Origin of the sequence: Luedemannella flava, from assembly GCF_039528515.1 — a bacterium.
In the GTDB taxonomy this organism is placed as follows: Bacteria; Actinomycetota; Actinomycetes; order Mycobacteriales; family Micromonosporaceae; genus Luedemannella; species Luedemannella flava.
The window spans coordinates 23,535-45,986 of sequence record NZ_BAAALT010000136.1 but is presented as its reverse complement, the minus strand read 5'-3'; the positions used below and the strand labels follow the sequence as shown (position 1 = coordinate 45,986).

The window sequence follows — 22,452 nt, the reverse complement described above, 5'->3', positions numbered from 1 at the left end:
GTCATAACTGTAGGTGACGGTCTCCTGGCTCAGCCCGCCTCCCGCCGGATAGGTCACCGTGTTCGGAGAGCCGTCGTGGGTGAACGAGTGCAGCACGGTGAACGTGCCGGACAGCCCGGTCATCGCGGTGGTCGCCGGGATCGTGTAATCCTCTCCGGTCGACTGGTAAAGCCCGTTGTACGACCGATACTTGACCTTGTACTCCTCAGTGCCGCTGTTCAACCACCGGCTCGACGAAGCCATGTAGCCCTTGGCGTTGAGCGGGTCCCACTCCCACGTGGCGAGCTTGTTGGCAGTCGAAACGGACCCGCTGTAGAGGCCGGTCTTGCGACCGAGCCCGTCGTAGGTGTAGACCAACGTCGCCGGACGGTCATCGGTCGTCGTCAGCAAATCGCCGAAGTCGTTGTACGTCGAGTCGACCTCACCCTTGTCAGGGTCGTCCACATAGATCTGCCGGCCGAGGAAGTCGAAGCCGAAGTTCCAGACGTTGCCTGCGTTGTCGGTGACCCTGTCCTGCTGGTCCTTGCTGTTGAAGCGGTAGTAGGTCGCGTCGTAGTGGCTGCGGGTCTCGGAGCCGACGTTGGCTGGGTCCTTGTAGGAGCGCAGCTCAACGGTGCGACCCTCCACATCCGTGATCGTGGTTGTCGCCGTACCACCATCAGGCGGGATGAGCGACAACCGGTCACCTCCGTAGATCCTCGTGACACGGGACTGTTCGACGCCGGACGAGTTCTGAATCTGCGCCGTCCACCGGTTGGCGCGGTCGTAGACCGTCGCGGTCTGCTTCTTGGGCACCCCGTCGGCGATGGTGAAGAGCGTTGTTGACGGCTGCACGGTGGCGTCGAAGTGCTGGGACTCGGACACGACCCGGCCGAGCTTGTCGTACTTGGTCTCAGCGAACACCGTGCCTACCGCGCCGTTGGCCATGGACATCGACTGGGTCTGCCGTGCCCGCAGCAGACCGTCGTAGAGGGCGTACGAGGTGACGTAATAGGCGTTCACGGCGGTCGACGCCGCGTTCAAGGTCTGGGTGGTGACCGCGTTGACCCCACCGCTGTTGCGTAACGTGTAGGCGTAACGCTTGGACGGCGTGGTCGGGAACGACGCCTTGAGCCGGGTCGGCATCCATACCTCGGTAACTCGGCCGAGCGCGTCATAGCCGGCCTCGGTGCGTTTGCCGTTCACGTCGACGCTCGCGGTGGTGGAGCCCCACGCCGGCTCGACGGTGATCGTGGTCCCGCCGAGCGGTGTCGTTGACGTAACCGAGGTGACCGGGCCCGTTCCGGGCGTGTAGGTGGTGAGGGTGTGACTGCCCCGCACATCGGTGACGTCCTCCGGCCGGCCATAGTCGTCGTAGGCCGAGGTGGACTCAACCAGCCAGGCCGGGCCGGTGCCCGAAACCCACGACTTAGCCTTCATAAGCCCTGGCCACGCGGCTTGGGCGTATGGGATGCTGCGCCCGATGGTGATCTTCTTCGGCTGGCGAAGGCGGGATGAGCTCGCTGTGGCGGGATTCAGTTACAAGACATCATGGTTGGCCGTACCGGGCCGGTCCGTCGAGGACGTCGCCGACGCGCTCAATCTGGACCATCGTGAGGTACTGGACTGGGCCACCGGCACCGAGCGGGCTTACAAGTACGGCGTGTACGTGGCGTCGCCGGTGCCAGGCTGGACGCTGGCCCACGGTCGGATGCACATTCCGGCGGGCTTCGACGCAACCGACCCGGCTTTTCCTGACTGGCTGCGGCATTTGAGCCGCCAGCTCGGCGAGGTCCAGTTCTTCGCCAACGAACGGGTTCCGGACTACCACGCCTGGGCGCGGTCTCGCGATGGCGAAATCCTGCGCGCCTACTGCTTCATCGGCGAGCGGGGCGAGATACCGCTGTTCCTTGGCGAGCCGACACCCGACGAAACCGAGCTGGGCAAGGGCACACGAGGTCCGAACACCGACTGGGAGAACTGGTCGGAGGAGGAATGCGACGCCTGGTTCGCCACGACGCCGTCGGAATCTGACGTCATGACGATGGCCGGCCGCTGGAGCGTTAACCCGACCACCATCGACGACGACGCTGTCGTTGCCGCGGGCGTCTATGGCCTGCCGCCATCGGCGGCGCTGGCCGCCTGTGACCCGTCAGCCGCGGGCCACGGCGTGGCCGAAGATCACCGCGGCAGACACGACGTGACCTGAGTCAAAGTCATACGCGGTGGCCGCGGCGGGGTGGCTGCGGCAGTGGGAGGCAGCTGGGCTGCTCCCAGGCCTGCATCCTGATGCGTGAAGGACCACGGCTCCCTGTGGCGAATAGTGAGTCTTGTGGAGTGACGTGTGCGAACGTACCGCTGCTATTTCGATGCGGACCGTCAATCCCACTGTGGCGCGGGCCGCTTGGCCCTGGGTGGCTGCGGATCGCAACCAGTTGCGCGCTCGCGATCACCGGGTCAGCAGGTTCACCTATTGGTCAACTTGGCGCTTGTTTCTGATGAATGGTGTCGGCGGGTCGCCGTTAAAGTCGTAGACGTCGATACCGGCGAGTCGATACCGGTCCCAGCCGTTCGCGCTGATGTCGTACTGGGTGAGCAAGTGGTGTTCGTCAACAGTTACCAGACATGACGTTGCCTCGGCGAGGATGGCCTCGACCTGGTCGGGCTCAGCCAGCATACGTGCGATTAACGACGCGCGCGTCTGAACGTGTTCGTGACGAATGACCTTCCGCCACACCGCAGGTGCGGCGGAGCCCAACGCCAGCACTCCGCCGGAACGGTACCTGATGCGGATCTTGCTCGCTGCCTCGGTGCGGTACCAGATTGCATCGTTGAGTAGACGTATCCGATGTTTGTCCGTCAAGTCCGGTGACGAGACCGCGAACTGTGATACCGCGACCGCCGACGTGAAGTGTGCCTCATCTTGTGGATGCGGCTGCCATGGCATCAGATACGGCGGTACTGCGGGCATGCCGGCACGGTACCGGCGTCAGCTCCAACGCGATAGCCGGGTTCAACTTGTCGGTGGCTGGTCTTGTGGTTGGCCAAGCCGCAACGGGTCGGTGCCTGCGGCGAGGAGGAGGCGAGGGGGCCAGGTGTTGATTTTGAAGAGGGGTCGAGGGTCCTGGCCGTCGCGGTCGGTGTGGACGTAGGCAGTGGTGGGGTCGTTGTACCCGCGGCAGGTCACGATGCGGTCATCGAGGACGCCGATGGGTCCACCTGCGGATTGTCCGGGTTCCCAAGGGACGCCGGGAAACGGCTGCGTGGTGCCGGAGGCCGCGTCGGCCAGCACGAGATCGCCGCCGGTCGAGTAATAGTCGTACATACCCAGGTCGCGGTCATTAAGCCAGCCGAGATGGCCGTGGAAGTCATAACGGTGCTGCGGGGAACCGTCAGCCGTGCTCAGGACCACGACGGCGTCTTGGCTATCGTGGGTCTCAACATGATCAAACCAAAGGATTGTGGCCGCAAGAAGCTTGCTGTCTGGTGACCAGCTAATGCTGCTCTCCCAGGTACTCCATGACTCGTCGTCGGCGGTCCAGAGCCGTGCGCCGGTTCTGGAAGCTATGTCGATCACGTCGACTCTCGCGCGGTCGTCGGCTGACGAGAGGACGGCGATCTTCTGTTCGTCCGGCGAGAGGGCCGCCATGGTGTTCCGCGGTTCGCAGTGGCTGAGGACGAACCAGTCGCACTGGCCTGTCGGCAGGTCGAGTAGACACAGCCTGGCCTGTGTCGAGGTCGCGTCCGCTGAGGCGTCGAAGAGGATCTTTCGCCCGCTGTAGCTGAGATCATGAACTGTCCGGCGATGTGTGATGGGAATGCCCGCCAGGCGAACGAACGTCCCGTTACTGTCGTCGACCCCCACCAGCGGTAAGGCTCGACCGTAGGAGTCGTCGCCAACGACCAGCATCCGTACCCGCTCAACCTGCTGCTCGGGTAGGCATTCGAGTTTGACGTCCGCGAGGTCATTCACGAAACTGCCTTCCTGTCGTGAGCTTCCTGGGCAGCCATCGCCACCGCGGGCGAACGATCACTATGCGGGCGCAATCTCTGGCAGTTCGGCCGCGATGGTTGAGGCGTGTGTGTTGCAGGCGTCCAGCGGGTTGGGTAACAGTTCGAACCACCAGAGTTCGGGCGTGTCCGACCAGCGTTCAAGGCGCTGGATCCGGCCATCGGCGAGGAGCTGTTCAAGCCGGCTGAGCCCGCCGAGTGCAGCAACGTGACCTGCGCCTATCAGGTTTCCCCAGTGCATGCCGCGTGTCATGACGTCGAGTCGTTCGCCTCGCCACACGGCCGAGCCGCGTCGCTCGTAGGGCGACTGCATCTCGCCGGTATGACCGGAGCCGTGGAGGTAACCGGTGACCGCGTCGAACACGACCGCGGCGTTGTGCAGCAGCCCACGTACCCGTTCAAGTCCTTCGGAGCCGAGAAGCGGTCGGGTGACGGTGACCGCGATCCGGGCAGGGTGATCGTCCGGAAGCGGGCCGGTCGCGTCGGTGAACTGGTCACGCAATTCGACGGCGATATGGATGCCGCCACGGTACTGCGCTGACCGTCCGGTGCCGTTGAGCTGGTCGAGGCGGAGGGACAGGAAGTGCAACTGCCCGGCGCGCAACCGGTCGAGCACGGCGTGCCAACGGGCAGCCTCACCGCCCGTATGCGACCAGCGGCCTTTCGCGGACTTCGCTTCGATGGTGACGGCTATGCCGTAGGGTCGGCCTCGGTTGCCGCCGGCCGGGAAGCAGACGCGCTCGCCTGCCACGTCCAGGACCGGGTCAATGAGTAGCTGCCGCGCCTGGTCCAGCCATGCGGCGAGGGCGTCTGTCCGCGACGCGAGGTCGGTGTAGGTGTATAGCTCGCCGACGAGTGAGCTGGGCCTGGTGCGGTACAGCGGCGAGGGGTCCATCAGATCGACACCGAGGTCCTGCTCGGGTAGGTCCGCCAGGAACATTTCGTGGTCGGGGTGGACCGGCTCGGTGATGGTGCCCACGTTGGCCCGGGCCCAGGCGATCGCCGAATCCAGCTCGGTGTGCTCCTGCGGTACGACGTGCCACGGGCCGGCTATCGGCAGGAACCATAGGTCGGCGCCGAGCGGGCCCATGTACATCGTGATGCCTACCGGCGGGTCGGAGGCAAGGATGATCGTCCACATGGCGTGACCGGTCAGGCCACCCGCCGGCACTTCACCGACGGACTGTGCCACCAGGCAGCCCGGCCGACCCCAGTACTCGAGTTCATGCTGCAGCACAAACTCGTTCCAGGCATCGCCTGTCGTGTTCAGCGCTGCGGCCAGGAACATCGGCCCGGCCTCGCGCGGCAGCACGGCCCCGTCGCCCGAGGCGATGGTGATGGCCAGCGGCTCCGGATGGCGCAGGCGTTCCAGATCCGCCTCAAACGTCGACGGCAGGGGCGCGGCCGGACAGATACTCCCGTGCGCATCGAGGAGTCCGAGATCGGCGAGCGCGGCGAACAGGCCATCCTCAGCGAGCACGTAACCCCGGGCGAGAACATCGTCGAGCCGGGCAGCGTCGGCCGCGCACCCCGCCGCACGCGCCCACTCCACCATCGCGGCCACCACCGGTGCCCGTTCAGCGGCCAGCGTCGCCTCGTCGGGTTCCTCGACCCTGCCCGGAAGCCCGTACGCCGGCCCAGCCTCCTCGTTGAACAGCCACCGGAACCGCTCTTCGCCGCGATCCCAGCCCACGAGCAGAGCGACATCGCTGTCCATGACGACCGCTGTCAACATCGGGCCGCCGACGCCCGTCCACGGGAACCCATCCTGGCCTACCTCGACACCGTCAGGCTCCGCGTTCCGCGACACCAGCGCCGACCAACCGTCAACCGGGCCGACCCCGGGAAACCAGCCGCACTCAGCCGGTTCGGACAGACCCACCGCGTCATCGGTACGGATCACCGCGTACGCCGCCCACAGACCCACCGCGCCGTCCTCTCCTCGCCTTCCCCGCGGCCGCAGCGGCCAGCGGGCAGAACGATAACCGACGCCAACGACACACGCTGGACCATGCTGACAAGATCCGAACAGCCACGATGGGTGGCCGGTTCATGCCCTACTACTGGTGCGATCCGCCCTGGGGCAGGCAGATAGGACTGGCCGGAGTCCGGTGCCCCGTCCAGCAAGCTCCGTCGCACACGTCGGCCAGCCGGCGTGGCCGGTAGCCCAGGCCGGCGCTGCCGTCGCTCACTTCAATGAGAAACGTCCGGTACGCCTGCGGAAGCGGCGCCTCGTGCCGTCTCTCGAGTCGACCACCACCGCCTTGGGCAAGGGCGCTCGAACCTGCGGGACTCCACCCCGAAAGCCTCGGCGGTACCGGCTGGGCGCGCACCGCTGCAAGCATGGAGACGATCCGCTCTGACCGAGGATCCCGGCCTCCAAGCATCGGCACGTCCGTCGGCGTGGTATATGGCTGTGGCGACGAGCGGGAAGCGCTCCGCTGACCGCTTCCGATTTGAAGAAGCGCTCCGTCGGCCACTTCCGAGTTGGCGAACATGGCGAGGTCGTACTCGAGCCGCGAGACGCTCTCGTCGCCGGCGACGACTCGGTCATACTCCGCGTGAAACGAGTAGTGCTTGGGTGGTCCCCACCGGGCCGTCAACGCCTCGACGATGTCCCGGCGCTGCTGCTCGAAGCGGTCGTACGCCTCCTCGTACAGCCGCCAGGCCGTGAGGTCGTAGTCGGCGGCCGTCTCGTGCAGACTCTCAAACACCGCGATCGACGCGAAGTGAGCTCTTGCCCCACTCTGCGCTAATCCTTCCAGCCAGTCGCTGACATCATGTGCCCCGCCATGAAACGGCCGCGAGAGCAGTTCCTCAACCGATGCCACGACGTGCTCGATGTCCACCGCCGAACAATGCCGATGCGACATTGCACGGACGGCGGCAGATGCGCGTACTGAAGCGCGCTGGGTTTGGTGGAGGCTCCATTCCGTGAGGAGATGGAGTCATGGCACGACCGAGCCGGTATTCACCGGACTTCCGCGCGAGGGCGATCCGCCTTGTTGGCGAGGCCCGTCCTGATCATGAGACCGAGTGGGCGGCGATCACGTCGGTGGCTGCGAAGCTCGGGGTGAGTACGGAGACGTTGCGGAAGTGGCTGCGTCAGGCCGAGGTTGACGGCGGGCAGCGGCCGGGCACGACAACGGATGAGTCGGCGGAGTTGAAGCGGCTGCGGCGGGAGAACGCCGAACTGCGGCGGGCGAACGAGATCCTGAAGGCCGCGTCGGCGTTTTTCGCGGCGGAGCTCGACCGCCCCGGGCCGAGATGATCCGCTTCGTCGACGAGCACAGGGATCGTTTCGGGGTCGAGCCGATCGTCGGTGTCCTGCGGGGTACCGACGCCGGGTTCCTGTCCGTGTCCGGTTACTACGCCGCCAAGACGCGGCCGCCGTCGGCGCGTGCGGTGGCCGATGCCGCGTTGTGTGAGCAGATCACCGTCGTGCACCAGGCGAACTACGACGTCTACGGGGTCCGCAAGATGCACGCGGCCCTGCGTCGTGTCGGCGTGGACTCGGGCCGCGATCGGGTAGCGCGCCTCATGAGGGCACTGGGTCTGCACGGGGTGCGCCGGGGACGGCCGAAACGGACCACGATCGCTGATTCCGCGGCGGCGCGTCCGGCAGACCTGGTCCGGCGTCAGTTCGCCGCCGGCAAGCCCAACCAGTTGTGGGTGTGCGACATGACCTACATCCGCACCTGGGTCGGGTTCTGCTACCTCGCGTTGGTCATCGACGTGTACCCCCGGCGTCTGGTCGGCTGGGCGTTGACCACCCATCTACGCACCGACCTACCCCTTGAGGCCCTGGAGATGGCGATCTGGGCGCGTAACGAACGCCTCGACGGGCTGATCCACCACAGCGACGCCGGTTCTCAATACACGGCGATTCGCTACACCGACGCCCTCGCCGATGTCGGCGCGCTGCCCTCGATCGGATCGGTCGGCGACTCGTACGACAACGCCCTCGCCGAGTCGACCATCGGCCAGATCAAGGCCGAGCTGATCCACCGACGCGGCCCTTGGCGCACGATTGAACAGCTCGAATACGCCCTGTTCGAGTACATCGACTGGTGGAATCACCGCCGACTACACGGCGAGATCGGCATGCGCACCCCAGCCGAAGCCGAGGCAACCCACTACGCTCAAACCGCGCTTCTGACCGAGGCCGGTACCCAATGAACTGAGCCTCTACAGAACCCAGCGCGCTTCAGTTCGGACCACCGACTGCGCGGTGGCAGCGTCGACGGTCGGCGCGACAAGCTTAAGTTCGATGGCGAGGGCGGCGTACCGCTCCGGAATCAAGTCAGGATTCTCTGCAGCGATCCACCAGACGACGTCGTAGGAGTCAGTATGAAAAACCGCACATACCGCCCTCTAAACGCTATGACATCGATTCAAACTGAACTTCAAAACCGGATCCATCGCTGAAAGGAATCGGCGACCAAAGATTGTTCAAAATTTCCCACACCAACCGTACCGTTACCCAGTCAGCATTGTTGCCTATTAACGTTAGAATCAACATCGCATCGGCATTCGAGATCTCATCTGTCGGCGAGTCATCAGCCACTTCAGCAACGGTCGCTTGAACCACTTGGACAGCAGAATGCGCTTCCAACAGGATCGGATCGCCGTTAGACGGTTGTGATTCACGACTCAGATGGCAGGATCTCCAATCCCTACCCGACTTCTCGTTTGACACATATATGTCGTCGTCATTGCCTATGAGCGACGAGGAAATTACTGAATAGAGCTCTTCGGCAGCCAGGCCCTGGGTTCGCAGAAAGAACGTAATTCCGTACGCCACAATCAGCACACCAATCTAATAGTGACTTTGCTGGATGTGAATTGGGTAGCCAAAGTTATCGCGCAACCAATCGTCCTTCATCTTCTGTACACCACCATACTTCTTCGCACCCCATTTTGTCTCAACATATGCAATAAGCTTACCATCGCGGTCCCAAACGCCCATATCGAAAACTCGATCTCCGTAGGGCGTTGCAAAGGTCATTGCGACCCGATTTTCCAAGTCCGTTACCACCATCAGACCGTGTTCTCTAAGGTACGCTGCCACATCATTTCGATAACCGTCGCCAGCCAGCTTATTAATCGCCTCGCTGCCTTGTGGACCAAAAAGATCATTTACTTCGCCCTTGGCGTCTGCCACAAATCTGGCACCCGTCGGACAGTTTGAGTTGTGAACCAGAACAGACGTTTGCCCAGCGATCACATAGTACGTATGGACCTTGTCCACTGTGAGGTTGTACATGGCTTCGGCGCGGAGGACTTCACGGACCTCTGTCACGACGACCGGTTTCAGCTGGTCGGTCATCAGTTGGTCGCCGGGGTGGAGTTGGCCTGCTTCGGTCCAGGTGCGGGCCCGGTAGTTCCAGAACGGATGGTTATCTGTGGTATGAATGGTTTTTTCTTGTCCATCCAAGTCACGGATAACAAGGTCCGTGAGGTTGTTGTCCTGGTGGACGAATTTGGCGCCTACAAGGCGGTCCGTGGTCTGTCCAGAGATAGGGTCGGTAGCGCGGACCCAGTCACCGACCTTGACGTCGCCAATCGGTTTGGTTGTTCCTCCGGCCATTTGGACGGGTGTGCTGCTGGAGAAGCTACAGAACGCCCCCGCTGCCTTTTGCCGCTGCACCACCACGGCGGCAGCGAGTTCATCTTCTAGTTTGGCGGCGCCTCGGGCTCCGCCCTCGAAGAGCATTTCGCTCCCCTTGACGGCGGCGGTTCCGGTTAGTCCGGTTGCTCCTCCCGCAAGTCCTAACCCGCTCCCGCCAAAGCCGTACATGTCGACAATGCCTTCACCTACACCGGTTGCGCATGCGACAAGGGCACCGAAGCATGCGGCTATTGCGGGGAGGGCAACGACGGCGACGAGGTCAATGGCGACGACGGCCAGGCCAACCTTTATGGAGGCAGCCCAGAATGCAAAACCCGGATCGTTGTATTCGATGGTTTTGCCGGTGATTTGGTTTTTTGCGCATTGACTGAACGAGTAGCCCTTGAACGCGACGCAGAGGAACAGCCATCCTTGGTCTGATGTTGCCGCGAACTTGTAGATGTCGAGCCAGGTGGGTACCGCGGGTCCGGTATATCCGGCTTCCCGCATGCCCTTCAGTGGGATTTCAGCGCCGGGCCTCGTGCTTACGGTGGCAGGACTGTTGAGGTATGCGACCGTGTCGGGGTCCAGAATGATTATCTGCCCAGATTGCGTGCAGGGGTCATGCGGCGAGGTATGAACGCCTTTGCAGCTGCCTTTGCCGTCACCTCTGGCGGCGGAGGTTTTCTTGTTGTTCTTTTGGATGGTGACTGCGCGGTTGATTCGCTCGCGTGTTTTCTTGGCAGTTTGGCCCTGGGTGGGGATTTCGAGTGTTCCGTTGGTGCCCGTTGCGGTGGTGTAGTCGAGTAGGGCGCGGTGTCCGTTGGTGTCGCTGAGGGTGGTGGGTGTGCCGTTGGCGTAGAGGTAGCGGTTGATTTGGGCGATGGGGTTGGGTGCCAGGGTCCAGGTGTCGCGGGAGGCGAAGGTGCCGAGGTCGGGTTGGTACCAGCGGGCGGCGGCGTTGACCTGGCCGGTGTCGGGGTCGGCGTAGCCGCCTTGGAAGCCGAGCGGGGTCGTTGATGAGCTGGCGGTCTTGACGCCCCACGGGTCATAGGTGGTCGATGCTGTGACGGCGGCGGTGGCGGCGATCGTGGCGGTGACGTCGCCGTGCAGGGCGTCGCTGATGAGGATCTGCGCTGCGTTGCTGCCGGTCTTGCTACTCAGTGGTGTGCCGGACGGATCGCGGACAAGTTTTGTCGTGCTCGCTCCGTCGGGGACGACAGTGGCGTTGTTGGACAGGTCGGTGTATCCGAAGGCGGCGTTGCCGCGTTTGATGACTCGGTCGAGGCTGTCGTAGGTGTAGGTGGTGGTGGTCCCGCCGCTGATGGCGGCTTGGGTGAGCCGTTCGAAGGCGTCGTAGGTGTACGTCGTGGTGGTGGTTGCCTTCGTTTCGCTGGCCATTGTGCCGCGGGCGGTCCAGGTCCACGTTTGGCTGGCGATTCCGCCGCCGACTGCGGTCAGTGGCCGGTTTCGTTCGTCGTAGGTGGTGGTGCGGATGCCGATGTTGTTGGTGATCGTGGTCCGGTTGGACGCCTTGTCGTAGCCATAGGTAGTGGTGACCCCGGCCGGGTTGATCCACGTGGCGAGGCGGCCGAGGCCGTCGTAGGTGTAGGCGTTGGGTCCAGCGCCGGCGACGCCGTAGGTTGTTTTTGAGGTGAGCAGGTTGTCGTCGTCGTAGCCGTAGATGGCGGAGACAGCGGTTGTGCCGCCGGATTGGCTCCACGCGTCGGTGGTGAGGCGTCCGCGGTTGTCGTAGGTGAGGTCGCGGGTGCCGTTGCCGGCACCGAGGGTCATGGAGTCCAGTTGACCGGCGTTGTTGTAGTCGTAGCTCGCGGTCGTACCGGTGAGCGGGTCGGTCAGGGTGGTGATGCGGCCGGCGTCGTCGTAGCCGAAGGTGGTGTGCCCGGCAGTGTCGTCCCGCTCGGTAAGTCTGTTGTCACCGTCGTAGGTGAAGGTCGCGTTGCCGGCGGGTGCGGTTGACGCGGTGAGCAGGTCGCGGTCGTTCCAGGTGAAGGTGGCGTTGCCGCCGGGTGCGTTGACCTGGGTGGTGCGCCCGAGGGCGTCGTAGTCGACGTGTCGAGCGGTGGTGGTGGCGCCGGTGCCGGCTTCGTCGGTGACCCGGCCGAGGCCGTCATATGTCTTCGTCCGGGTGATGCCGCCGGGAAGGATGGCTGTGGTCGCTTGGCCGGCAGCGTCGTAGGCCAGCGTCCAGGTGCGGTCGGCGGTGTTGGGGTGGACGGTGGTCGCGGGTTCGATGGTGGTCTCGAGCAGACCCCAGGTGTTGTAGGTGTTTTCGGTGAGGTTGCCCTTGCCGTCGACCGTGCGGACCTGGTTGCCGCGCCGGTCGTAGCCGAGCGTGACGGTGACGGCGGTGGTGGCGTTGGCCGGGTCAGCGCGTTGGGTGACGCTGGTGAGTTGACCGGCTGCGTCGTAGCTGAGGTAGGTGGGTCGGCCTGCGGCGCTGGTGGTCTGTGTGACCTGACCCATCGCGTCGTAGGTCGCGCTCGCGGTGGACAAAGTGGTTGCGCAGGTTCCGCTGCCGGTGGCCGTGCACAGCGAGGTCGTCACTGACCGGCCGGCCAGGTCGTAGCTGGCGGTGGTGACCGGGTTGGCGTAGTTGCTTCCCTGTCCGGAGGCGGTCAGGACGGTTCGGCCGGCGAGGTCGTAGCGGTTCTCGGTGAACCGTCCGGTGGGGTCGGTGCCTCGAATGATCTGCCCGGCCGCGTTGTAGGTGGCTGTGCCGGTCTTGCCCATGGGAGTGGTGACGCTGGTTGCGTTGCCGGCGTCGTCGTATCCGGTGGTGGTGACATAGGCATAGGTGGTGGTGCCGGTGCGTTCGATGCGGGTGGAGGTGACCGGACGGCCGAGGTAGTCGTAGGTGGCTTCGGTGCGTCCGCCGGTGGGGTCGACGGCGGCGATCTGTTCGCCGGCTCGGTCGTAGGTGTAGGTCCACACGGGGGAGGTCTTCGGGCCCGATCCATCCGGGTCGGGCTGGGTGCGGGTGATCAGGCGGCCGTACAGGTCGTAGGTGTTGGTTGTGCTGCGGCCCAGGGGGTCGGTGACGGTTTGGGGCAGTCCGGCCGTGGTGTACGTGGTCGTCGTGGTCGCGTTGGTGATCGGCGACCCGCCGGGCGGCGTGTAGGAGGGCATCGTGACCGCTGTGGTCCGGCCTGCGGCGTCGACAGCGGTGATGGTGACGTTGGCGTTCGAGTCGGAGGATTGTGTGAGGTCACCGAACGTGTTGTGCCCGACGGTGGTCAGCGGTCGCTGGCCGGTGATCGCTGACCCGTTTTCCCAGATGGTTCGGGCTGGGCTCTTGACTGTGACGACGAGGCCGGTGCGGTCGTAGGTGTAGTCGGTCACGCCGCCGCCGGCGTCGGTCTGCGATGTCACGAGGCCGCGGGCGTCGCGGACGACGGTGGTCGTCATGGTGGTGGGTGAACCGCCGGTGTTGTCGATCACAGAGGTGAGCTGACGGTCGGCCAGGTCGTAGGTGTAGTCCGTCTTTTCGGTGCGTCCCGGTGATCCGGCGCCCGTCAGCGTGGTGCGGGCGACTTGGCTGCTCGCCGTGAAAGTACGGGTAGTGGTGCGGTTCAACCCGCCCGGGTCGAGGGTCGTGGTGGTTTCGTTGCCGGCCGCGTCCCAGGTGGAGGAGGTCGTGACGCCGCCTGCGGTGACGACGGTGGTGGGGTTGCCGTCCGCGTCGTAGGTGTTGACTGTCATGTCCAGGAAGCTGCCGGTGGGAGCTCCGTTGGCGTCGAGTCGTGGGCGGCGGGTGCGGTAGACGCTGTTGTCGTTGTTGTACTCCGTCAGCGTGGTGCGGCCGATCGCGTCGGTTGTCGATACGAGGCGTCCGCCGGCGTCGTACGAGTTGGACACAAGGACCAGAGAAGTCTTGGACGAGTCGGCCGGATCCACGTTGGAACCCACCGCGGTCGCTTCGAGCAGTTTGTGGCTGTCGTCATACTGGTAGGTGATCTGCGGCTGGCTCGGGCTGACACGGGTGGCGACGTCGCCGCTGGTGTTCCAGGTCAGTGTCTCCACCGACCCGTCCGGGTTCGTGGTGCTGGTAAGTCGGCCCGCAGGGTCGTAGGCCCAAGTCGTCGTCCTTGAGGCATCGCCGCCGGTGAGGTCAGAAACCACCTGTTGTGTAGGCCGGCTTGCGCTGTCGTAGGTCACTGTGGTCTTGCTGGTGTGGGTTACACCGGTGATCGTGTTCGGGACAGCGACCTGCGTCGTGGTCAGCATGTTGCTGGCGACGTCGTAGGTGAGTGTCTTGGTCATGAAGTCGTGGTGACCACCGACCTCGCTCGAGGTGGCCACCGTCTGCGGACGGCCAAGGTTGTCGTACGTGGCCGTGGTGACCAGGCCGACTGGGTCAGTCGCCGTGAGTAGGTCGCCCTTGCTGTTGTAGGCGTAGTTCGTAATGCCGCCGTTGCGGGCCTTCTGCGAGAGCAGCACTCCGGCGGGCACGTTGCCTCCGCCGGCTGCTGGTGTGGCGTCGGCGGGCGGGGTGAACGTGATTGACCGCTCGGAGGCAAGGCCGGTTCGGAAGGAGGAGAAGACACTGGCGACCGTGCCTGCGGCGTTTTCGATGCCGACGACGGCCGTCTCGCCGAGCTCGCGCCCATTGGTTGAGGTGAGATTGCGGTAGTTGAAAGTGATCTCGTCGCTGTCCTCGTAGAACGTCACCTGGGCATCGAGCCGGATGTCGAGGGGGTCGTCGTAGAACGTGGCGTTGTACCACTCGATGGTGTAGGTGCGGTTTGGACTGTCACCGCTCTTGCTGGTGCGGACCTTCGCGCTGGAGTCGATCTCGAGGTCGTCGCCGAACACGTAGACGGCCGCGTTGGGCTTGTCCGTGGAGGGAATGCGCCGGATCGCCGGCGGTTTGGCACTGGTGTCGAGCGGGTCGAACGACACGTAGCCGTTGGTCGTTACCCACACGGTGTTGTACGTCTGCCCGTACAGTTCGATCGGGAACTCTGGTGTGACCTGCTGTACGGCGTCATCGCCGGTCAAGGTGAGGTTCGTCGTTGCAGGTGTGTAGGGGGTGGAGTCCGTGCTCGTCATGGCGTACGGGGTGTCGGTGCCGGTGGCGTAGGTGGATGTTTCGGTCGGCGCGTTCGACTGCCCGGCCGGCTTGGGGTAGGTGGTTTTGATGACCCGGCCGGCGCTGTCAAGGGTGTAGGTGGTGCGGTAGGTGGTGTCGGTCGCGCTGCTGGAGCGTGCGTCGGACTGCCAGAGGACCTTGTTGTTGCGTGGGTCGAGTGGGTCGGAGTCGTTGTAGAAGTAGCCGGTGTACTCGGTTTGGCAGTCCGGGGCCACGGTGCGGCAGGTGGTCTTCGCCGTTACGTTGCCGTGGGCGTCGTTGACGAGTACGGCTCCGTTTTCGTTGGGGTCGGTGGCCTTGCTGACGAACCCGTAGGCGTCGTACTCCCACAGCGAAGGCTTCTCGTCACCGACGGTTCGGGACGTCAAGCGTCCGCCGGTGCGTACGTCGTAGGTGTAGGCGACCTGTTCGTGGATGTCGGAGGACACGGTGACGGTGTCTTGGGCATCACCGTTCGCGGCCAGGCCGAGACTTGGCGCCGATAGGCTCCAGTGTGCGCCGTTGCGGTCGGTCAATGTGGTCACTCGTTCGGTGACGCTGTCGTAGCCCACCTGTGCAGCGACAAATGATCCTGGCTCTGTGATGGTCGTCAGACGGGTGCCCGCTGTTCGGGCCGCGTAGTGAGCCGCCACGTCCTGCGCGGAGAGGGGCTTGTTGTAGAACGCGACGTCATCGATGAGTCCGGTGTACGGGAAGTTCCCGCCGGGGGTCGAGGCCCAGCCACTGTTGGTGCGGCCGTTGCCCAGGAAGGCGTACGCGTTGGACTGATGAATCACCTGACCGGACAGTGTGCCAACCAGTGTCCCGTCAAGGTAGAGACGCTGCTCATTGCCTTCCGAGACGAGAACCGCGTGATGCCAGGCGTTGTTGTTCACGACGCCAGCGGAGGCTAGGTCGGCGGTTTCACCAGTGTAGAAGTGTCCGTGAAGTTTGCCGTCGGTTCCTACGTAGAGGAATGGGGCGAAGCTGGCGAAGCTGGTAGCTGACAGCGACCCGCTCTGCTCGCTGACCAGCACGCCGGTCGAGGATGTCTTGAACCACAGTTCGACTGTTTCGAACGTGGACAGGTTGGTCAGGTTGCTCGGCAAGGTCACCGAGGTGCTGGACGCGGCGTTGAATGAGGCGGCCGTGTCTGCCGACCCGCCGAGTGCGCCGGCTGCGCCGAGTGTGACGTTGGCATAGGTGCCGTCGAACTTGCCCGGCTCGCCTGCTACCACGTTCGAGGCGGTCGCGTTATCGGTCTCTCCCAGCGGCCAGTACGCAGCCGGGGAGCCGTCCGTGACCAACGTCCGGTAGAACGATCCGGCCTGATACCCGTAGGTCACGCAGGAGCCGGCACCCAACGGTCCGCACACCGATGTCAGATTGTTGCCCGTATACGTGTAGTTCCAGGTGGAGACCGGCTGTCCAGTACTCGGGGCGTCGGTGCTTACGCTCGTGACGTGCGACCCGGTCCAGGTCACATGCAACGCACGGCCCGACGTCACGTCGGTCACCTTCGACAGCTTGCCCGACGAGTAGGTCAACGTTTGCTTCAGACCATCACCATCGGTTACCGAGATGACGCGACCGGTCGTGTCGAAGACACGACGCGTACCAGTTACTTCCACCAGGGTCCACGTCTCTACAGGGAACGTCGCGTGCACGAGTGCGAGGTTCGTTCCCGGCGGTGGGGTGTACGTGTCGTTGTAGTTGTGCCCGAACCGGATCTGTAGGCCGGTCGGTGCAGTGACCAACGCGTTGCCGTCGTCTTCCACGGTCAGTCGCTGGTCCCAGGGCGTGACCCATCCTGCTCCGAACGCACCGTCGGTGCGCGGGTCCAGCGAGTTGTACGTACGCACCACCGACAGTTCCGGGCCCACGACCCCCACCGTCGCGTCAGTGACCGTCGTGGAGAAGTTGCCGACCCGCGGGTTAACGCCGGGCATGTCCTGCCCGTCAGCGGCACCCTGCAGATGACTCGTGACCGGCGGCTGCTTCACCTGCGCGGTAAACGTAATCGGATCGGTCCACAGTGACCACGCTGCCGTGTCCGACACCCGCACGCGATACCAGCCGTAGTCGTCGTACGTCATGACATCGTTGTTCGGTTGCCACGACGCATTCGTGATCGTTCCCGACGCCTGGCAGTTGTACTTCTCGTTCGGGTAGCCGCCGCAGACCTCGAACTGGTACCAGCGCGTCGTTGATGAGTTGTCCGGGTCGTAGTACTGCGCCCACAAAGTCGGTCGGACCGTGTCGATGATGGTGTCCCCGAGCGGCCACCAACTCGCCACGTAAGGGGCTCCGTTAGCGCGCGTGAACGTGGCACTACCGAACGGAACACCGTACTGGCTGTTGAACGACCCGCCGGAATTGGTCATGTCCAGCCGCAACGTGTACGTTCCGATGGTGGCGATCGCGTTGACCGTCAGCGTGAGGTCTACCGACTGGTGTGGCGCGACGTTGCTCGGCATGGTCACGGTGCTGGTCTGCACCGCGGTGCCCGACGAGTTAAGGATCTTGTACTGCAGTTTGTAGTTGTTCGTCGGCGTCCACGTCGTGGTGCCAAAGTTCGTCACCCGGACCGCGATCTTGCCTGCTGTCGTCGCGGTCACCGGCGGGTCGAACACAGCCGGGAAGGAGTACGTCGCGCCCTGATCGGCGTAGGTGATGTCCAGGTACGGCGTGTGCGAGCCCTGGGAGGACGAGAACCGCTTCCACGCCAGCTTGTCCGTCGTGGAGGCACGCAGGGTCAGCCCGTAGAACGACTCGGTGCCGTGCGCCCACTTCATCACCCGCGACGCCGGCAGGGTCAGCGACTCCCACGCGTTTGCGCTGCCACATGGGTCGTAGCCGTGCGCGAACGACTTCGTCACCAACGCGGTCGACTCATACGAGGGGCCCGGCCACGTCTTCGTCGTAGAACCTGCCCACGACTGCGTCACCTTGTACACGCTCAACGGCTTCGCCGTACACGACCATGACCACGTGTTGTAGACATTGAGGTTGGCGCTCTTGATGTACTTGTTGTGCAACGCACCGGTGATGTCGGGGAAGTGAAGATAGGAGGCGTTCTTGTCGCCACCACCGTTCCAGGTGCCCGCGAGGAGCTCGGTGTTACCGGAGTTGTTCTGGTTGGCGTAGTCGTGCGAGGACACGAACGTGTCATCGCTGGCGGTGTAGTAGCTCGGATCGACGATCACCGGGTAGACCCGGTCACTGTCAGACAACCACGCGTCGTCCAGGTCGACCAGCAGAGTCCAGACACCGTCGCGCTTGTCCAACCGGTAGCTCACGCCCGAGGACACCGCGCCGGACCCGCGGTGGCCCGGATCGGCTGAATCAACCATGTAGCCCGGCGGGATGACACCCTCGACAATGCCGCCCACCGATACCAACTGGACCTCACCGGACGCTTCATCCAGGCGAGGCGTAACACCCGACATCGACAGGGGGAACGCCCACGACCGCGGCGCGGCGGCGGACTCCAAGACGATCGATTCCTTGATTCCCGTTGCTGTCGCCGACAGCCGCACATCCGCATGCGGACGAACGTCCTCGAAGACGGCCTCATCGCCAGCCACGGTCACCGCGGCCGCAGCCGCGCCCGCCAACCCGAACCCGAAGTAGTAGGAGTCTCGAAGTTGCACCTTCACCAGCTGCGCGTCCGAGCCCACCGTCGCAATCGACACCGGTGCCGCCGCCACCGGTTCCAGCCGCCCGAACGCACCATCACGCAGCGTCGAGTTGAGCTCGACAAAGCCACCCTTGCCGTCCGGCACATAGTGCGGCTGCGAGTACACCCGCATCGTCGACGTACCATCAGCGTTGGCGAACGTCGTCGAGTTGGGCGTACGCATGGAGGGCACTTCGCGGGTCAGGCCCGAGGTCGTCTGCGCACTCGAGCCATCCACAGGCTCGGCGACCTCGAGCTTCTGGTCCTCATCGCTCGCTTCGGAGATCTTCGGCAGCGGGTTCTTGTACCGCTTCTCAGGATTAGGCGCCTTCAAACCCGCAGCCGACCCGGCACCCTTCGCCAAAGGCGTACGCCCCTGGTCAGCCGCTGCCTCATGTGAGCGACCCGCCGCCGTCCCCTGCGCCTGCTTCGGCGCACTCAACCGCGCACCCGCCGGAAGCTTGGGATCACCAGCCGACGCGGCCTGCTGCCACGGAAGGACCACCAACAGCGACGCAACCAGCCCCAGCAGAACCACCGGCCATGCCCGCCGTAGCCGCGACCCGATCACCGAAATGCTCAACCCGGATAGCCAACGACTACGCACAGCGCCTCCCCGCACAGCACAACAACTGTGCAAGCACGGTACGAACCCTGGGCGCCGGCTGTAAAGATCACCTACAACTGGTGACCACAAATGGGACGCCGAGCTTTCACCCGGGCAAGCCGATCACGCAGAGGCATGCGATCTCATCACTATTCGCACAACAACGTGGGAGACACATTCGGCACATGCCACGCTTTGCCATCTACTAAGGACTGTTGGGGCGCTGCATTCGCTGTGCGAGCAGGGCTGCCCCTGAATGTGGATGCCAGGCATCGTCAGCCACTGGCACCGTGCGCGCGTGATGGGACAGCCGAGCGGCTATCTCACGCTTGCGCTGCCGTCCGGCCAAACGAACACGGACCTGGTCGATGCGCTGGCACGGGCGGTGTGTCGAGGCGCGTCGGGCGACGACATCCCGGCCGAGCTCACGGACGGATTCGGCCAGTCCGACGACGGCGAGTTCGTTTTCGACCGGTTCAATGCCGGGCTGATCCGCGCCGCCACTGGGAGCGAGGGTAGCCGGCCACGGCGCGAGAAGGATCCGATCGCCTGGGAGAGCTTCGAGCGCGGCATGGCCAACTCGTCGTTGCTGGCAAAGGCGCACGCGACGCCGCCGACCGAACCTTCGACGGTCAGTACCTGCCGATGCTGCGGCGAGCCGATACCGGCAGGCAACGCCGCCTGGGACTACGAAGCGCCCGATCCGATGCTGCTGCTGCCGGACGCCGAGGCCGACCGGGTGCGCGTACTGAACAGCAGCGTCTGCATCGCCGACGGTATCGGCAACTTCATCCGCATCATGCCGGTGGACATGGACGACGGCCGGACCGCCGCGCTGGGTGTCTGGATCTACCTGCGGTACGAGGAGTACGAGCGGGGCCGGCATGCCATCACCGGTGGCGTCTCGACCTGGCAGGGCATGCGCATCTCCGGGCGGCTGGCAACCGCGGTGCAGCCGTGGCCGGACGCGTTCGGCGCGATCGTGACCGCAACCGTCCCGGCGGACACGGCCGTCACCGAGACACGGGCGCCGTACCTGACCGAGACCGACAACGAGCTTCTCCATGACGTACTCACCCGATCATGGGCGCTGCATGAGGTCTTCCGTGGCCGCAACGCTCACCAGCCGCGCCCGATTCCGCCGCATGACAGAACAAGGCTGTCGACTCGGATGAGCAGACGGCCGAGGACGCCGGTCAGTCTGTCCACGAACAGGAGCGCGTCGTCGCGCCGGGGTACACGAAATTGACCTCTTCAGACTCGGAGAAGCGCTCTGTCGACCGCTTCCGAGTTGGAGAAGCGCTCCGTCGACCACCTCCGAATGGAGGCACAGCCAACTACCCAGCTGCCGCTGACCGGCCGTGTAAGGCAACGGTCGGTGCGGGGCGGCCCCACCGGTGTTGGCAGGTCGACCACGCCCCACGACCGCAAGGGCAGGCGCGGCTTCCTTTGACAGGTCGCAGGTTTCGCCAGTAGCTGCGGATCGTCAAATTCGCCGCTCCGGTAGTCAGGCCGAAGTCGTCGACCATTCAAGAGAAGTTGTCATCAGGTCGGACACCAGGCATCCCGCCGATATCAGCGCGTCTGCGGCGTGCAACGCAACTTCGTTGTCCAAGGACCACTCACCACCGCTGGATGTTCTCATCGACAGTGGCGACCGAGCGTAATACCGCTCCACCACAGCCCCTGTCTGGTGCGCCATCGGTGGCGAGGCAAGCGCGATTCGCGCACCGAAGGCAGGGTGCGCCGCGTCCGACAGCCAGTCGTACCAGGTCCGGTACCGCTCGTCTCCTGTGGCACGGACGAGTCTGGCGACGTAAGTGAGAATATTCGTGGCCTTCGGCAGTTCGGGGAAGTCCTTCAGCCGCGATGAGAAGCCGGCCTCGGTCAGAACCTGCGCGAGCAGGCTCCGGACCTTATCCGGACGAGCCACTGGGTCGGGAGGAGTCTGTTTCGCCTGCTCCCAAGCGGTTGTGAGCTTCGTGCACTCGTCCAAGAGGCAGGCTGCCTCTTCGATCAGGGCGCGTACCGTGACTGCCCCTGATGTGATCCGCCAACTGCCCAGGTTGTACAAGGAATCCTGAGCCAGATCCACCGCACGCCACGCGTGGACCAGGTACCAGCTAATCAGACGCGAGTGGAGTTCCGGATAGATCACACCGGCGGCCGGGTCGCATTGGCCCATCTCGGACGGCTGATCCACCGCCAATACAGTCTCCTCTTCGGTCGACTGTACGAAGATCCAATCTTCGCGTCCGGCAGCGACCAGATCTCGCCACCGCTTTACAGCACTACCCCGAAGCGGCACAAGGACGACTTCACGGGTATACGCGTCAGCCGTCAGGTCGTCCAAAGCCTCGAACCGGCGCGCCAGTTCGGCCAGCTGCTCCGTGCGAGGAGCCCTCAGCGCCTCCGCAACCCACGGCGCCAAGCCCTCGGTTATGTCGTGGCCCATACTCCGAGGATCTCATGGTGGCGAGGGCGGAACGCAGCTCCGGCCACGCGGATGAGGCTCCCGGCGTGCGCCCGCAGCGGACATCGGCCATCACTACCCCGGACCCAGAGAACCAGCTCGGTTTACGAGCTGTTCCGATTACCAGCGGGGGTCTGTAGGAGTACCTGGGGGTACGGGAGATCACGACCGAGCAGAAGACAAAAGTCCATCGTCGCTATTCGATGGGCTCAGAAGTCGACCCCGAATGACCTGGGATAACGCCGGATGACGCGAGCGCATGCGGTGGTCATCTATGCGAGAGATGGGGCGAACGGTTTAAAGTCCTCAGCTCTGCCATTGATCTAGCGGCCGTCGCATCGAGCTCGGGTCGTTCTTATCGCCTCGCCGCGTTCTCCCAGTACGCCAACGAACGGGGCCCGGTCATCGTGCTCGATGAACCAGACCTTGAACTTGGATGCCAAGGCATAGGGAGTCGTGACGTCGCCTGCGGCGTCGGCCATACCGGAGCGGCACCGTCCCGGTGCAGCCCAACGCCGTTCACGGCCCGCCGCGCCTGTTCCCGCATCGCACCACCGGAGCTAAATGATCTTGTGCTCCCAATCTGCTCCCAATGTAAGGACCAACAATGCAAAAACCCGTTACCGCATCTTCGGTAACGGGCTAGCTGAACTGTTGATATAGATGGTGGGCGATACTGGGTTTGAACCAGTGACCTCTTCCGTGTCAAACGATCGGCCCGCAAGCCGCTGACCAGCGACTCTGCAACAGCCTGCGAACACGGCAGCGCCGTTCAGTGCAGGTCACGCCCGCTGGGCACGGTTCAGCGCCGTTGGGAGCGACCTGCTGCTCCCAATCTGCTCCCACGGCCGCAACTGCGGCCCCAGCCGACATAGCCCTGGGTGGCCGCGCGGATCACGGCATGAGCGGATGGTTGACCGCGTGCCCACGGGCGCTGACCTGGTCGGCGATGACCTCGCTGATCGCCTGCACGCAACCGAGCGCGACGGTCCACGCGGTT

General features: G+C 64.3%; 10 protein-coding genes, 1 pseudogene and 1 other annotated feature. Of the genes and pseudogenes, 3 read left to right on the top strand and 8 right to left on the bottom strand.

Annotated features, from left to right (window positions below; all coding sequences use genetic code 11):
• Positions 1-1,419: pseudogene (locus tag ABD211_RS20995) on the bottom strand (hypothetical protein); the annotation flags it as partial.
• 43 nt (positions 1,420-1,462) lie between these two features.
• Here ABD211_RS20995 and ABD211_RS20990 point away from each other — a divergent pair.
• Complete coding sequence (locus ABD211_RS20990; protein ID WP_344134509.1) at positions 1,463-2,188, top strand: hypothetical protein; 726 nt, start codon at positions 1,463-1,465, stop codon at positions 2,186-2,188.
• 261 nt (positions 2,189-2,449) lie between these two features.
• On the opposite strand, the gene ABD211_RS20985 is transcribed toward ABD211_RS20990, so the two are convergent.
• From ABD211_RS20985 to ABD211_RS20970, 4 genes are all read right to left on the bottom strand, one after another.
• Positions 2,450-2,950, bottom strand: coding sequence for a hypothetical protein (locus tag ABD211_RS20985; RefSeq protein ID WP_344134506.1), 501 nt, complete (start codon positions 2,948-2,950; stop codon positions 2,450-2,452).
• Between the two features lie 42 nt (positions 2,951-2,992).
• Positions 2,993-3,952 (bottom strand): WD40 repeat domain-containing protein, encoded by a 960-nt coding sequence (locus tag ABD211_RS20980; RefSeq protein ID WP_344134503.1) that lies wholly within the window; start codon positions 3,950-3,952, stop codon positions 2,993-2,995.
• A 60-nt stretch (positions 3,953-4,012) separates the two neighbouring features.
• On the bottom strand, positions 4,013-5,917 hold the full coding sequence (locus ABD211_RS20975) for a hypothetical protein (protein ID WP_344134500.1): 1,905 nt from the start codon (positions 5,915-5,917) through the stop codon (positions 4,013-4,015).
• 133 nt (positions 5,918-6,050) lie between these two features.
• Positions 6,051-6,839 carry a hypothetical protein gene (locus tag ABD211_RS20970; protein ID WP_344134497.1) on the bottom strand — a complete coding sequence of 263 codons (789 nt, stop codon included), beginning with the start codon at positions 6,837-6,839 and terminating at the stop codon, positions 6,051-6,053.
• A 101-nt stretch (positions 6,840-6,940) separates the two neighbouring features.
• Here ABD211_RS20970 and ABD211_RS20965 point away from each other — a divergent pair.
• A protein-coding gene (locus tag ABD211_RS20965) for an IS3 family transposase (protein ID WP_425560475.1) occupies positions 6,941-8,169 on the top strand; the annotation gives its coding sequence in 2 pieces (ribosomal slippage) (positions 6,941-7,229 and positions 7,229-8,169; 1,230 coding nt in all).
• Positions 7,219-7,320 (top strand) — a sequence feature (AL1L pseudoknot). (Overlaps the previous gene by 102 nt.)
• Before the next feature lie 202 nt (positions 8,170-8,371).
• Here the strand turns inward: ABD211_RS20965 and ABD211_RS20960 are convergent.
• Positions 8,372-8,803 carry a hypothetical protein gene (locus ABD211_RS20960; protein ID WP_344134491.1) on the bottom strand — a complete coding sequence of 144 codons (432 nt, stop codon included), beginning with the start codon at positions 8,801-8,803 and terminating at the stop codon, positions 8,372-8,374.
• 6 nt (positions 8,804-8,809) lie between these two features.
• Positions 8,810-18,910 (bottom strand): polymorphic toxin-type HINT domain-containing protein, encoded by a 10,101-nt coding sequence (locus tag ABD211_RS20955; RefSeq protein WP_344134488.1) that lies wholly within the window; start codon positions 18,908-18,910, stop codon positions 8,810-8,812.
• Positions 18,911-19,241: 331 nt separating this feature from the next.
• Here ABD211_RS20955 and ABD211_RS20950 point away from each other — a divergent pair, with 331 nt between their 5' ends.
• Positions 19,242-20,228: a DUF2199 domain-containing protein gene (locus tag ABD211_RS20950; protein WP_344134486.1), complete on the top strand. Its 987-nt coding sequence runs from the start codon at positions 19,242-19,244 to the stop codon at positions 20,226-20,228.
• A 258-nt stretch (positions 20,229-20,486) separates the two neighbouring features.
• Here the strand turns inward: ABD211_RS20950 and ABD211_RS20945 are convergent, their stop codons facing one another.
• On the bottom strand, positions 20,487-21,434 hold the full coding sequence (locus ABD211_RS20945) for a hypothetical protein (protein ID WP_344134483.1): 948 nt from the start codon (positions 21,432-21,434) through the stop codon (positions 20,487-20,489).
• Positions 21,435-22,452 lie beyond the last annotated feature (1,018 nt).